This is a genomic window from Peribacillus sp. FW305-BF15 (assembly GCF_058783805.1).
Genome location: NZ_JBYSYV010000010.1, coordinates 1 through 14,141, shown reverse-complemented (window position 1 = coordinate 14,141; position 14,141 = coordinate 1). Strand labels below are relative to the sequence as shown.

The following is a 14,141-nucleotide window of genomic DNA, read 5'->3' as shown; positions in this document are numbered from 1 at the left end:
GGAAAATAGTTGATTTTAACTAGTGATTTCATTATGATGAAAGTGTAAAAATATTGAATAAATGGGAGGTGGCTATGATGCCTTGCCGTAAGGTAACTATAGAAAAAGTAGAAGAGAAGAGACAGGAAATGATAAAGTTGGGAGCGATTTACGGCTTAACAAGTCTGCAGACTGTACAAGCTAGCCAAGAATTGGATACGCTATTGAATGCGTTAGCAAGTAAAAGAGATTCTGAATATTTTTCCCTTCAAGAAGCATATAGGTATTTTTAAAACCTGTATTAATCTGAAAAAGCTACTGCTCAAGGCAATAGCTCTGAAGAATTATATTTAAATATCGACACGTTTACCTAGAATGATCAAATCCCGCTCAATGCCATCCATCTCGGCAACTTGAGGTAAATGTGCCCATTCTTCAAACCCGAATTTAGAAAAAAGCTTAAGGCTTGGTGTATTATGGGCGAAAATGAAACCCAATAAAGTCTTAACACCTAATTTTGGACTCAATTCAATTGCCTTTCGAATCGAAATTTGTCCAATTCCTTTTCCCCGGAAATAATCATCAATGTAAATGCTGATTTCGGCAGTGGAATTATATGCCGGTCGGCCATAAAAGGATTGAAAGCTCATCCATCCAGCGGTTTTCCCTTCTATAGTAATGATATATAGCGGTCTACTTTCTGAATGATGTTCCTCAAACCATTTAACCCTCGATTGGACGGATACAGGTTCCGTATCTGCCGTGACCATCCTTGAAGCAATTGTCGAATTATATATTTCAACAATTCTGGGTAGATCAGATAGTTCTGCCTCTCTAAACTCTATGTGTTCTTCCATGATTTAAACTCCTAACTATCATTTATTCAATCTCCAGAATGAAGGGTAATCCCGTTTTTGGTTTTAGGGACGTTGAATGAAACCCAATCCATTGAAAGTTTTATATTATCATACACTCTTTATTCTTTATCTGACAATTCTTTTTTATGTTAGTACTGCAGATTTTTTGGGTATGAAAAAGATTAAATACTTCTAGTAAAAAGACAAGAGGAGAACCAAATGAAAAAATTGGCAGGTATATTGATTATCGTACTGGTTATATGTTTTGCTGCATATGAATTTCAGGCCTCGGAGTCGGAAGATGTGCAAAGGGTCATGGCTTTTGGAGATTCATTAACCTATGGAAAAGGGGATAAGGACGGGGAAGGATATATAGATGGCCTTGAAGATGAATTGAATAATCCCCAATCGGAGCAAAAAGTGAGTTTTTGGAATTACGGTATTAAAGGCCAGGAAACGGATGGGGTGATGAAACAGCTAGATGATTACCGAATTAAAACGAAACTTGATGAAGCCGATACTTTCATTGTTTTTATTGGAACGAATGACTTGATCAATAGTAATGGCGGGAACTTGGAGAAAATAAGTGACCGAAAAATCAATGAGGGTAAACGGGAATATATCAACCATCTGAAAAAGATTACATCAACACTGATAGAGGCAAACGATAAAGCGGATATTCTGGTAATAGGACTTTATAACCCAATTAAAGACAATCAAAAACTTGAAAAGCACATTCGCGATTATAACGAGTCAATAAAGGGATTAGCGGATAAAGATGAAAGGATGTTATTCATTCCTACAAATGATCTTTTTGAAGATGAAAAGAAAACAAAGTATTTCAGTGATAAGTTACATCCGAATGAAAAAGGGTATCAGCTCATTGCGAATCGGGTTTTGGAAAGTTATGATTTCAAATGAAACCAAACATGCACTGAAAGGCTTTCTGTGCATGTTTGCCTGCTAAGTTGCTAGGTATTTGAAATCGCTTAGTTGAGGGAACTGTAAGTCATGGAGCTGCTTGTATCGGCCGTTGTTTAGCATTAACTGGTCATGTGTTCCTTTTTCAAGAACCTGCCCTTTTTCCAGAACGATGATTTGATCGGCATCATGAATGGTCGATAAACGATGTGCAATGACTATTGAAGTCCGTTTTTTCATTAAACGTGACAAGGCTTGCTGGATCAAATGTTCAGATTCTGTATCCAAGGCCGCCGTTGCTTCATCAAGAATGATGATTTGCGGATTTTTCAAAAGTGCCCTGGCAATGGCAATGCGCTGTTTTTGTCCGCCTGAAAGCTTGACTCCACGCTCTCCAATCTGAGAATCATAACCATCAGGAAAGGCACAGATAAAGTCATGAGCATTTGCCGCTTTGGCGGATTCGATGATTTCATAATCTGTAGCATTAAGTTTGCCATACACGATGTTATCACGGATGGAACCATTGAATAGAATGATATCCTGAGAAACAATTCCCATTTGTCCCCGTAATGACTTCAGTGACACATCTTTGATATTATGTCCATCCATTTTAATCGTTCCATTTTGCGGATCATAAAATCGGATCAGTAGGTTCGTGATGGTCGATTTTCCTGCGCCGGAGGAGCCGACCAAAGCGGTTACTTGACCAGCTTTCATGGTCAGGTTTAGATTGCCGAGAACAGGAACAGTCTCATCATAAGCAAAATCAACACTTTTAAACTCAATTTTCTTTTTTATGGCATGGAGTTCAATGGCATTTCCCTTGTCACTTATTTCAGGTTTGGTTTCCAATATTTCAGTTATCCGCTCAAAGGCGGCGGCTGATTGCTGGACAATGCTGATTACCCGGCTAAAGTTGCGAACGGGACTCTGCAGTAACCTCAAATAGGCGAGAAAGGCCACGATTAATCCTATTGTGAATTCACCTTCCATCACTTGCCAAGCACCGAACACAATGACTGCTACAAGACCGATATTGTTCAATAAATCAATAATCGGCCCGAACATGGAACGCAGCCGAACGGACTTAAGGTTTGCAGTCATATTTTCCTGATTACGCTCCGCAAACCGCCTTGATTCGAATTCTTCATTTGTAAAAGATTGAATGAGCCGCATTCCTGAAATCGAATCCTGTAACTGGTTGCTGACATCTCCTGCGGAACTTTGTACAGACCTAAATGACATCCTGATGCGTTTCCCGAATACCCTTGTGATATAGAACATGAAAGGGAATGTAATAAGAAGGACAATGGTAAGCTTCCAGTTAATGAAAAGCATATATACCGCTACGGCAATGAAGGTCACCGTGTCAGTCAAAACCTGAAGCATGCTCGAAGAGATGAGCTGCTGCAGTAAATTGACATCATTGGTCAACCGCGACATTAAGTCACCAGTCCGGTTTTTATCAAAGAATTTCATATCCAGTGTTTGAATATGTTCATACATGCTATTGCGTATATCCATGATGGCCTTTTGACCGACCTTGGAAACGATATAGCTGTTAAAGTAGTTCAGTATAGCCAATAAGATTGCAGCACAAAGAATTCCTGCACCAATCCAGATCAACGAGTCATATCTTTTTTCGGGAATGATTTTATCAATCGTAAACTGTGTCAATTGGGGGATGGAGAACTCAAGCAATGAAATGAAAAGCATGATACATAAAACCAAAGAGCAAAACTTCCATTTCGACGGGACCCGATTGAACATTTGTTTAAGCATCAACCATATGCTTCCTTTTGAGGGTATTGCATGTATTGCACTGCGCCCTTTGTGGCTGAATGGAATATGTCCTCCACTCATAACGATCACTCCTATTTTACTGTCCTAGATGATTTTTGCCTTTATGACTATCATAGGGCTTTTCGAAAAATAGACAACTTTTAATCGGTTCGTTTTGTCAAAAAAGAATTATTATTTTACACTTTCCTATAGGACATGGAATAATTAAAGGAGATTAGCGAGGCTGATAAGAGGAGATGCTAAAATGAAGGAAAATGAAAAAATCAGGGGAGAACTTTTAAATGCGGTCAACGGACTATCGGATGAACAGCTGAACGCCCAACCTGAAACAGGAAGATGGAGCATCATCCAGGTTTTGGATCATCTATACTTAATGGAGAGGGCCATAACAAAGAGCATTTCCGATAAATTGAAAAGCGATGAAAGCATTCCTGCTGTGGATAAACCGATAGAACTTACGTTAAATCGTAAAATGAAGGTCCAGGCCCCGCCATTTGTCACTCCGTCGGAATCATACCAAACTTTGAGTGAAGTTAAGGAGAAGTTGTCCGAATCCCGAAAAGCTTTTGTACATGTCGTTGACCATGCAAAGGAAATTGATCTCGAACAAAAGTCTTTTCCGCATCCTTTGTTCAAAGATTTAAGCCTGAAGCAATGGATTCCGTTCGTTGGACTGCATGAAAAACGGCATTTATTGCAAATTGAAGAATTAAAAGCAAAGTTATAATAGAAGATAAACTCATCCGTCTCTGGTTGAGTTTTTCATTTTCAGATAGATATTTTCGTAAAGGAAGGATTTTTTAAGTGAAAGCCACTTGGATAAGAACATGTTTGGTATTGGGCTTTTTCGGATTGCTGCTGTGGCTCTTGTTCAAGTATATGCTTCCGCCTGATCTAGACGAAATCGAACTGACTGACGAGCTGAATCCGATCGTCGCCGAAAAAAAAGACGAGCTCATTCAACTGGCTAAGGACAAAGGCATCCCGGTAATCATTACGGCCGGATTCCGGTCTTTAGCCGAGCAAAATGAACTCTATGAAAAGGGCCGATCAGACCCGGGCAACATCGTAACGAATGCAAGAGGTGGCGAGTCGCTGCATAATTTCGGTTTGGCGATAGATTTTGCCCTCCTTGACAAACAAGGCGAGGCCATTTGGGATATGAGTTATGACGGTAACGATAATGGAAAGTCGGATTGGATGGAAGTCGTAACAATCGCTAAAGGGTTAGGTTTCGATTGGGGAGGGGATTGGGCAGGGTTCAAGGATTATCCGCATTTACAAATGACATTTGGCTTAAGCCTGCGTGAGCTGCAGCAAGGCAAGCAGCCAAAAGGGCAGTGAAAGTGGTTGGCTTCATCATAAGCCGCATAATTTTGACTAATAGCAGGAAAATAAGCATGTGAATTGCTTTACAGGTAAGAATTCGATAAAGTGAACTAGTGAGAAATCAGACATAAAGGAGTGCAGTCACCATGGAAGAAACAAAAAATTGCCGGGACTCTTTGGTCATAAAAACAAGCCTGGTCCTCCCGCCGGATACAAATAACATTGGTACGATGTTCGGAGGCAAATTAATGGCATACATTGATGATGTAGCGGCTATATCAGCCATGCGTCATGCGCGAAGCAACGTCGTTACGGCATCAACTGATTCCGTCGATTTCCTGCACCCTATTCACGAAGGAAATGCAGTTTGCCTTGAAAGCTTCGTGACTTATACGGGCAGAACATCAATGGAAATCATCGTAAAGGTGATTGCAGAGGATTTAGTTACAGGAGCCCGAAATTTATGCGTCATTTCCTTCCTGACATTTGTTGCCATTAATGAAGAAGGTAAACCAATTCCTGTTCCCCGTTTGGTTCCGGAAACGGAGATGGAAATGAATTTAAATGAATCAGCAAAACAACGGGCCCAAATAAGGAAAAAAAGAAGGGAAGATACACAGTTCATTGCAAGTACTTTCGGTGTGAAACTGCCATGGACCGATCAATCAAATCCAGGATTATATAAATAAGATAGGCATCCCTTCAGCTGTTCTTATTGATGATCGAGACATTAAGTAAAAAGACGCTTGGATAATTCCAAGCGTCTTGTTTATGTTCCCTTGTTAGGTCTTTTAGTCATCGCTAGCTAAAATACCAAAGAAGCGCAAGATGTTAATGAATAGGTTAATGAAATCAAGATATAGATTCAACGCCATGAGCGGTACTTCTTCGGCTGTTACCCCGTAATGCTTCATTCGATTGAAATCATATAAAATATAACCGCTGAAAACTAAAATCCCTATAAATGAAAAGACCAGCATGGCTGTAGAACTTAATGGAAAGAAAATGTTGAAAATGCTAATAACGACTAAAGCTAGCAAGGCCGCAAATAACATTCCCCCCAAGAATGAAAGGTCCCTTTTGGTGGTTGTGGCATAAACCGCCAGTCCTCCAAATACGACTGTCGTCGTAACACCTGCCAGGATCACCACATTTGCCCCTGCTGCGGCTAGGTAGTGGGCAATGATCGGATAGGTCGTAATTCCGGAAATCAACGTGAAAATATACAAAAATGTGTAACCGATGGCTTTTTTCCTTCGCAATATGAATGCTCCAATCAACATGGCAATCTCAAGTATCGCCAAGGGAAGAAACAAGGATGGCGGAACAAGAGTGCCGAGAGCCATACCTAAAACGGAAACGGCAAGAGATAAAGCGAACGTCCGCATGACGGACGGCATATATGTTTGTACAGTTTGTGAATACATTCAATCACCCCATCATTTATTTTCTACCGTTTTCTACGAATCTGTTTTAAAAAGGTTTCATTGCATACAATGAAAATTTGGTGTTTTTTTAAAAGTATTGAAATATATATGAAGTAATTACCTTTTCTATGATATTCTTACAAATATACTAATTTTTCTGAAATATTAAAATACTTTAAACGAAACCTTTCCGCGGTAAGTAAAGCGCTAAGGTCAATAAATAGACATAAACTTCAAAAAAAGCTATCTCGAAATAATAAATCCGAAATTATTGATTCTATATATTTAATAGGACTTCAAAACTTTACTGTATAACAGTTATAAAGGAAACGTTTTTATGTTGCAGAAAATTATTCCTAAAGTTATAAATTATGAAAAAAAATGTGATTATTTTCTATAAAAACTATTGTATAATTGTAAAAAAATGATTAAAATTTTAAATAATTATCAGAAGATTAATTATTTTCCCGATAAAATAGTTTAGGGGGAGCAAGGATGAAGAAAGCTATTTTACAAATAGAAAACCTAACTACCTCATTCCGAATCGGTAACAAATATCATGCAGCGGTGGATGATGTTTCGTTTACGGTGAATGAAAATGAAATTGTAGCAGTTGTTGGAGAATCAGGGTGTGGAAAGAGTGCATTGGCCTTATCCATCATGCAATTACATAATAAGCAGAGAACGAAATCCGAAGGAAACATCCATTATAAAGGCCAAAATCTCCTTAAGTTGAATGATGTACAAATGAATAAAGTCCGTGGTAAGGAATTGGGTATGATATTCCAGGAACCTTTAACGGCTTTGAACCCTCTCATGACCATCGGAAAACAGATCGAGGAGAATCTTGATTACCATACTGAACTCTCCAGTGCTGAAAAAAAGAAAAGGACGATCGAACTTTTGACACAAGTGGGAATTCCATACCCTGAACGGACGTACAAGCAATATCCGCATGAGCTCTCGGGCGGAATGCGGCAAAGGGCAATGATCTCGATTGCCATTGCTTGCAACCCTGCACTGGTCATCGCCGATGAACCCACGACGGCATTGGATGTTACGATCCAAGCGCAAATACTTGATCTGCTGAAGGATATCCAAAGCAGGACAAAAATGGGGATCATCTTAATTACACATGATCTGAGCGTTGTAGCAGAGGTCGCTGACAGGATTGTTGTCATGTATGCAGGTCAGGTAGTGGAAACGGGAAGTGTTAAAGAGATATTCAGCAATCCGCTGCATCCATATACAAGGTCATTATTGAATTCGATTCCTTCGGCCGCAAACGAGAAAAACCGTTTGCATGTTATCGAGGGAATCGTTCCATCGATAGCCAAAATGGATCGGATCGGATGCCGCTTCCAAGATAGGATTCCATGGATACCAAAACATGCGCATGAAGAGACACCCCGGCTTCACGAAGTGGGCAACGGTCATTTTGTCCGCTGTACCTGCTATAAAGCATTCTATTTTCAAGCTGAAGGAGATGCATCGGCTCATGACATTACTAAAATTAGATAATCTAAAAGTGCATTTTCCAATAAGGGGCGGTTTTTTTCGAAGGGTGGTCGATCACGTAAAGGCGGTTGACGGTGTCTCCTTTGAGTTGCAGCAAGGGGAAACATATGGTTTGGTCGGGGAATCCGGAAGCGGCAAGTCCACGACAGGCAAGGCAGTGGTCAAACTGAATGAGGTGACATCCGGACAAATCCTGTTTGAAGGCAGGGATTTAGCATCTTTAAGTAGAAGAGAAATTAAACCGTTCAGAAAAGATATCCAAATGATTTTCCAGGACCCGTATTCATCATTGAATCCCAAGAAGAGGGTACTTGACATAATAGCCGAACCGCTGAGGAACTTCGAACGGTTATCCCCTTCAGAGGAAAAGAAAATCGTACAGGACTTCTTGGACAAAGTCGGACTGAGTCCGGAATCGATTCACAAGTATCCTCATGAATTTTCTGGGGGGCAGCGCCAGCGAATCGGGATTGCCCGATCTTTGACATTGAAACCTAAACTGATCATTGCGGATGAACCGGTGTCAGCACTGGATGTTTCCGTTCAGGCACAAGTATTGAATTTTCTTCAGGATCTCCAACAGGAGTTCAATTTGACTTATTTATTTGTCGGGCATGATTTAGGTGTAATCCGGCATATGTGTGACCGGATGGGTGTTATGTATCGAGGTAGATTGGTAGAGGAAGGCAAAAGCGAGGAAATCTATGAAAATCCCCAACATATATACACGAAGCGCCTGATTGCCGCCATTCCTGATTTAGAGCCGGAAGTCCGCGAAGATAAAGTGCAGCTTAGAAAAAAACTCACCTCGGAATATGAGTCTACTTATTCAAAATATTTCGATGAGAACGGACGTGCTTACGATTTGAAGCCAATCTCATCGACACATAGAGTCGCATTACAATAAGGAGGTGGAAGGTATATGTGGAAATTTATCCTAAGACGATTATTAGTAATGATCCCGCAGCTCTTTTTATTGAGCATCATCGTTTTCATGATGGCAAAAGCAATGCCGGGAGATGCACTGTCCGGCCAGGAAATCAACCCTAGGGCCAATCCAGCCGAGCTTGATAGGATCAGGGAAGAGCTGGGTTTGAATGATCCTTGGTACCAACAATATCTAAGGTGGGCATCCAATGCAGTACAGGGGGATTTCGGTGTTTCCTATACACATAAGACGCCCGTTATGGATGTGATCGAAGACAGGCTTTGGAATACGGTGTTCCTCGCGTTGGTCACGCTGATCTTTACATATATGCTTGCGATACCATTAGGCATACTTAGCGGAAGGTATAACGATACCTGGGTGGATAAAACCGTTACGGGTTATAGCTATTTAGGGTTTGGCACGCCAATTTTCATCTTTGCTTTAATCATGTTATTCGTTTTCGGATTTGCCCTTGATTGGTTCCCGTCTGGAGGCAGTGTCGATTCAAAAGTGGATGAAGGAACATTCGCCTATGTTTTAAGCAAGATCAATCATTTAATTTTACCAGCGTTAAGTACAGCTTTAATTGCAACAACAAGTACGATCCAATATTTGCGAAATGAAATCATCGATAATAAAATCAAGGATTTCGTAAGGACAGCGCGTTCGAAGGGAGTGCCCGAATCAAAAGTGTATTCACGGCATATCCTGAGAAATTCCTTTTTACCGATAGCGGCATTCTTAGGTTATGAAATTACTGGATTGGTCGGCGGCGCGGTCATAATCGAGACCATTTTCAGTTATCCGGGGCTTGGGCAGCTTTTCCTTAGTTCAGTCAGTCTGCGGGACTTCAGCGTTGTCACGGCCATCGTCATGATGACGGGATTTGCCACTCTGCTTGGCACCCTTCTTTCGGACATCATACTTAGTGCGGTCGATCCGCGTATACGGATAGAATAGGAGCGGGGTGAGTCGTATGGAAATGAAAGTGGAAACCGGTAAGAACATACAAGTTAATGATGTGAGCCCTTCAGGTATCAAGATCATCTGGCAGGAAATCAAGAAAGACAAGCTTGCCATGGGCTCATTGATTATATTAGCAGCCATATTGCTTTTTGTTTACGGTGCGTCGTTTTTCATGGACGCCAAGGAAATAGCCAAGGTCGATTTTCTCTCCATTTATTTGGAACCATCCTCAGACTATTGGCTTGGAACCGATTATGGCGGCCGGGATGTATTCGGACAACTGATAATCGGTACCAGAAATTCATTCACGATCAGTTTATTGATTACATTATTCACGGCAATCATTGGTTTATCATTAGGGCTTCTTGCCGGTTATTTTGGCGGGGCAACCGATAATGTGATCATGCGTATTATTGATTTCGTGATTGCCCTGCCGCAAATGATGTTCATCATCGTTGTAGTTGTGATAGTACCGATCTTCAATGTATATGTTTTCATTTTAATCATGACGATGTTTTTATGGACAGGAAAGGCCCGGCTGATTCGTTCAAAGGCTTTGTCAGAGCGTGAGCTGGATTATATCCATGCCTCACAGACACTCGGGACGCCACATTGGAAAATCATCCTGTTTCAACTGCTGCCCAATGTCAGTTCACTGATCATCGTCAACTTCATTTTGAACCTTGCAGGCAATATTGGCTTAGAATCCAGTTTGACTTTCTTAGGGTTCGGCCTTCCGGAGAGCACCCCGAGTTTAGGGACGCTCATCAGTTATGCTCGAAATCCAGATGTTCTGGAAAACAAGTGGTGGATATGGGTACCCGCATCACTCATGATTTTAGTGTTGATGCTGAGTATAAATTTCGTTGGTCAGGCGTTAAAACGCGCAGCCGATGCAAGACAAAGAAGAGGATAAAAAAAGGGGAGTGTATGATATGAAAATCAAAAGCTACAGTAAGGTATTAAGTGCATTGGCCATTTCGTCTCTACTGCTTGCTGCATGTTCGAATGATACGGAGAAATCGTCAACGAAAGAGAAAAAAGGGAAAGATGTCGAACAGGTCGATACCTCTAAATTCCCGACAAAGACGACAAATCAAGGAGAGCCGATTAAAGGCGGCCATTTGACATATGGTTTGGTATCAGATACCCCGTTTGAAGGGATATTAAACAAGGTTTTCTATCAAGGTGAACCCGATAACCAAGTTATCACATTCTTTGATGAGGATTTATTGGATACAGACGAAAACTATGTATATACGAATGAAGGTGCCGCTTCCTATGAGATATCGGACGATCATAAAACGGTCACGCTGACGATTAAGGATAATGTAAATTGGCAAGATGGAAAGCCTGTGACAGGTGCCGATTTGGAATATGCGTACCTTGTCATGGGAAGCAAAGATTACAAAGGTGTCCGCTATGATGAACAAATGGCTTTGATCGAGGGTATGGAAGAGTATCATGAAGGGAAAGCCGATAAGATTTCAGGCATTAAAGTCGACGGCAAAAAAATCATTTTCACATTCAAAAAGGCGAATCCTTCCGTCACGACTGGATTATGGACATACCCGCTTCATAAAGAATACTTAAAAGATGTTCCGATTGCAAAGCTGGAATCTTCTGATAAAATTCGTAAAAATCCGATTGGTTTTGGACCATTCAAAGTGAAGAAAATCGTTCAAGGGGAAGCAGTCGAATTCGAAGCAAATAAAGATTATTACCGCGGTGAACCTAAATTGGACAGTATCACATTGAAAGTCGTGAATCCGTCTATTGTCGTCAAATCACTTGAAAATGGTGACCTCGATGTAGCTGAGGTCTTGGCTGAGCAATATGAGCAAGCCAAGGAATTGGATAATGTCGAGTTATTGGGGAAAGTTGAATTGGCTTATTCCTATATTGGTTTCAATTTCGGCTACTATGATAAAGAAAAAGAAGAAAATATTATGGATGAGAATCCGAAATTCGGAGACAAACGCCTTCGTCAGGCGATGGCATATGCCATCAATAATGAAGAAGTTGGCGAAAAGATGTACAAGGGTCTGCGCTTCCCTGCCAACTCTGTCATTACCCCGAACTTTAAATATAACAATAAAGATTTAAAAGCATATGAATATAATCCTGAAAAAGCAAAAAAACTTTTGGATGAAGCAGGATTTGTAGATACGAATAATGATGGCATTCGTGAAGATGCTGATGGAAAAGAGTTCAAAATCAACTTTGCTTCCATGAGCGGTTCCGATGTTTCCGAGCCACTGGCAAGATATTATATCCAGCAATGGGAACAAGTAGGGTTGGACGTCGAATTGCAGGACGGAAGGCTGCATGAGTTCAATTCATTCTACGACCTGCTGAAAAAGGATAATGACGAAGTTGATGTTTATTCAGCAGCATGGGGCGTCGCTTCAGATCCGGATCCATCAGGAATATGGTCCAGGTCTGCAGAATTTAACTATACCCGCTGGGTGAGTGAAAAAAATGATGAGCTTCTTGCTAAAGGGATTTCAGAGGAAGCCTTCGATGATCAATATCGAATCGATACGTATAATGAGTGGCAGGAATTGATTCATGAAGAGGTTCCGGTCATTCCGACATTATTCCGTTATCAATTGGCTGGAGTGAATGAACGCGTTACAGGTTACGATTATCTCGCAGGCCGTCAATATCAATGGCATAATGTTGGGGTAACGAAATAATTTAAGCTGACTATCGGCTGCCTTTATGGCGGTCGATTTTTTGCGTTTCAATGGAGTGGATAAAGGTTATATAGATAATAGTAAGTAATTGGAAGGGTGATATTGATGGAAGTGAGAAATCCTAATGAAACAAAGAGAGAGTTAGAAATATTGTTTACTGAATCGGTTGGCCGTTTACTGAAACCTCTCGAAGAGGAAATCATTGCAGACATTGTAGCCTATCCAGACGAAAAGAGAATTGCCTTCTTGGAATATATGAAGGAAATGTCCAACAAACAAAGACAATTGAAGTGAAGTTGAACTTTCATCACTAAGGAGGTTTTTTTATGAGAAACGAAGATATGGACAGATACAAGGTATGGCGCGATAAGTGGAAAAGAAGAGTGAATATGGAGAATTTAGCGTTATATGGAATTGCGACATTAGCTATGGCCATCTTGCCTGTCATGGCTTTCATGAGTTAAATCTATTAAAGGGCCGCCTTTTGGCGGTCTTTTAATATGTTAAAATTTGCCATGAAAAGATATAATGAACAAAGAGGAAAGGAGAGATATGCATGAGCGTGATCGAAGAAAAAGAAATCGTATCTTACATAAAAGAATTGGTGTCCATACCCAGCCCCTCCGGCTATACGGAGCAAGCCATTAAATACGCGGCCGATTTCATGGAGCAGAGGAAGGTTTCATATAACATCACGAATAAAGGGGCACTGCTTGCTACATTAAAAGGCGAAGATGATAACAAACATCGCTTGCTGACTGCCCATGTCGATACATTGGGGGCCATGGTAAAGGAAATCAAAGCGAATGGCCGCCTTAAATTGACGATGATCGGCGGATTCCGCTGGAACTCGGTGGAAGGGGAATATTGTAAAATCCATACAGCTGACGGAGCCATTATCACCGGGACCATTTTAATCAACCAGACCTCTGTCCACGTATATAAAAATGCCGGCGATGCGAAGCGTGATGATGAGACAATAGAGGTCCGGATAGATGCTGTCGTGAAAACCAAAGCGGAAACCGAGGCCATTGGCATTTCTGTTGGAGATTTTGTCTCCTTTGAACCGAGAGTGGAAGTGACGGATACAGGCTTTTTGAAATCAAGGCATTTGGATGATAAAGCTAGCGTGGGCATCCTCCTTCATATCATTGACCTCATTTCCACAGGAAAGATAAAATTGGCATATACGACCCATTTCCTGATCTCCAACAATGAAGAAATCGGCTATGGCGGAAATTCCAATATCCCTGAGAAAACAGTCGAATATCTTGCTGTCGATATGGGAGCGATCGGTGATGGACAAACGACGGATGAATTCAGCGTTTCCATTTGCGCAAAAGACTCCTCGGGTCCTTATCATTATAAACTGCGTCAGCATCTGGTCTCACTTGCCCAAGCAAATGCCGTCGACTACCGTGTCGATATTTATCCATTTTACGGATCGGACGCTTCCGCTGCCATCCGGGCAGGATATGATGTCGTCCATGGCCTGATCGGACCGGGAATCGATGCATCACATGCCTTCGAGCGGACACATGTCTCTTCATTAAAGCATACAGCCAATCTGATTTTGCATTATATCCAATCAGAGTTGGTATAATCGTGAGAAAAGCCCGCACTCTTGTGCGGGCTTCAGTTTGTAGACAAAAGGGGTTCGGAATTAAAAAATTCCGAACCCCTTTTTGAGATTCCCTTTGAATTTTTTCCT

The 14,141-nt window shown here is 41.1% G+C and carries 16 protein-coding genes; 13 read left to right on the top strand and 3 right to left on the bottom strand.

What is annotated here, in order from left to right; genetic code table 11:
* Positions 1-74 precede the first annotated feature (74 nt).
* Complete coding sequence (locus tag AC3WLU_RS12210; RefSeq protein ID WP_492597314.1) at positions 75-272, top strand: Spo0E family sporulation regulatory protein-aspartic acid phosphatase; 198 nt, start codon at positions 75-77, stop codon at positions 270-272.
* Between the two features lie 57 nt (positions 273-329).
* On the opposite strand, the gene AC3WLU_RS12205 is transcribed toward AC3WLU_RS12210, so the two are convergent.
* Positions 330-836 carry a GNAT family N-acetyltransferase gene (locus AC3WLU_RS12205; protein WP_034314287.1) on the bottom strand — a complete coding sequence of 169 codons (507 nt, stop codon included), beginning with the start codon at positions 834-836 and terminating at the stop codon, positions 330-332.
* A 219-nt stretch (positions 837-1,055) separates the two neighbouring features.
* Here AC3WLU_RS12205 and AC3WLU_RS12200 point away from each other — a divergent pair, with 219 nt between their 5' ends.
* On the top strand, positions 1,056-1,757 hold the full coding sequence (locus tag AC3WLU_RS12200) for a DUF459 domain-containing protein (RefSeq protein WP_413002116.1): 702 nt from the start codon (positions 1,056-1,058) through the stop codon (positions 1,755-1,757).
* A 42-nt stretch (positions 1,758-1,799) separates the two neighbouring features.
* Here AC3WLU_RS12200 and AC3WLU_RS12195 read toward each other — a convergent pair whose 3' ends face one another.
* Entirely contained in the window at positions 1,800-3,623 is a 1,824-nt protein-coding gene (locus AC3WLU_RS12195) for an ABC transporter ATP-binding protein (RefSeq protein ID WP_492597313.1), read from the bottom strand.
* Between the two features lie 184 nt (positions 3,624-3,807).
* Here AC3WLU_RS12195 and AC3WLU_RS12190 point away from each other — a divergent pair, with 184 nt between their 5' ends.
* The 3 genes from AC3WLU_RS12190 to AC3WLU_RS12180 all read left to right on the top strand — a co-directional run bounded on the left by AC3WLU_RS12190 (position 3,808) and on the right by AC3WLU_RS12180 (position 5,581).
* On the top strand, positions 3,808-4,290 hold the full coding sequence (locus tag AC3WLU_RS12190; protein ID WP_413010677.1) for a DinB family protein: 483 nt from the start codon (positions 3,808-3,810) through the stop codon (positions 4,288-4,290).
* A gap of 152 nt (positions 4,291-4,442) precedes the next feature.
* On the top strand, positions 4,443-4,907 hold the full coding sequence (locus AC3WLU_RS12185; RefSeq protein WP_082854780.1) for a M15 family metallopeptidase: 465 nt from the start codon (positions 4,443-4,445) through the stop codon (positions 4,905-4,907).
* 131 nt (positions 4,908-5,038) lie between these two features.
* Complete coding sequence (locus AC3WLU_RS12180) at positions 5,039-5,581, top strand: acyl-CoA thioesterase (protein ID WP_034314279.1); 543 nt, start codon at positions 5,039-5,041, stop codon at positions 5,579-5,581.
* Positions 5,582-5,683: 102 nt separating this feature from the next.
* Here the strand turns inward: AC3WLU_RS12180 and AC3WLU_RS12175 are convergent, their stop codons facing one another.
* The gene (locus AC3WLU_RS12175) at positions 5,684-6,319 is read right to left on the bottom strand and encodes a Bax inhibitor-1/YccA family protein (protein WP_034314277.1); all 636 of its coding nucleotides are present in this window, start codon (positions 6,317-6,319) and stop codon (positions 5,684-5,686) included.
* A 495-nt stretch (positions 6,320-6,814) separates the two neighbouring features.
* On the opposite strand from AC3WLU_RS12175, the gene AC3WLU_RS12170 reads away from it, so the two are divergent.
* The 8 genes from AC3WLU_RS12170 to AC3WLU_RS12135 all read left to right on the top strand — a co-directional run bounded on the left by AC3WLU_RS12170 (position 6,815) and on the right by AC3WLU_RS12135 (position 14,033).
* Positions 6,815-7,840: an ABC transporter ATP-binding protein gene (locus AC3WLU_RS12170; RefSeq protein WP_492597312.1), complete on the top strand. Its 1,026-nt coding sequence runs from the start codon at positions 6,815-6,817 to the stop codon at positions 7,838-7,840.
* Positions 7,818-8,744: an ABC transporter ATP-binding protein gene (locus tag AC3WLU_RS12165; RefSeq protein ID WP_053534228.1), complete on the top strand. Its 927-nt coding sequence runs from the start codon at positions 7,818-7,820 to the stop codon at positions 8,742-8,744. Before AC3WLU_RS12170 ends, AC3WLU_RS12165 begins: the two co-directional genes overlap by 23 nt.
* Positions 8,745-8,759: 15 nt before the next feature.
* Positions 8,760-9,725 carry an oligopeptide ABC transporter permease gene (gene opp4B, locus AC3WLU_RS12160; protein ID WP_057278962.1) on the top strand — a complete coding sequence of 322 codons (966 nt, stop codon included), beginning with the start codon at positions 8,760-8,762 and terminating at the stop codon, positions 9,723-9,725.
* Between the two features lie 22 nt (positions 9,726-9,747).
* Positions 9,748-10,647, top strand: a complete 900-nt coding sequence (locus tag AC3WLU_RS12155) for an ABC transporter permease (RefSeq protein WP_492597363.1) — start codon at positions 9,748-9,750, stop codon at positions 10,645-10,647.
* A gap of 19 nt (positions 10,648-10,666) precedes the next feature.
* Positions 10,667-12,430, top strand: coding sequence for an oligopeptide ABC transporter substrate-binding protein (opp4A, locus tag AC3WLU_RS12150; protein ID WP_492597311.1), 1,764 nt, complete (start codon positions 10,667-10,669; stop codon positions 12,428-12,430).
* 105 nt (positions 12,431-12,535) lie between these two features.
* A complete protein-coding gene (locus tag AC3WLU_RS12145) occupies positions 12,536-12,724 on the top strand; it encodes a hypothetical protein (RefSeq protein WP_034314269.1) in 189 nt (62 codons plus the stop codon).
* A gap of 32 nt (positions 12,725-12,756) precedes the next feature.
* Positions 12,757-12,894: a hypothetical protein gene (locus tag AC3WLU_RS12140; protein WP_156319562.1), complete on the top strand. Its 138-nt coding sequence runs from the start codon at positions 12,757-12,759 to the stop codon at positions 12,892-12,894.
* 92 nt (positions 12,895-12,986) lie between these two features.
* A complete protein-coding gene (locus AC3WLU_RS12135; protein ID WP_239860598.1) occupies positions 12,987-14,033 on the top strand; it encodes a M42 family metallopeptidase in 1,047 nt (348 codons plus the stop codon).
* The last annotated feature ends 108 nt before the right edge of the window (positions 14,034-14,141 follow it).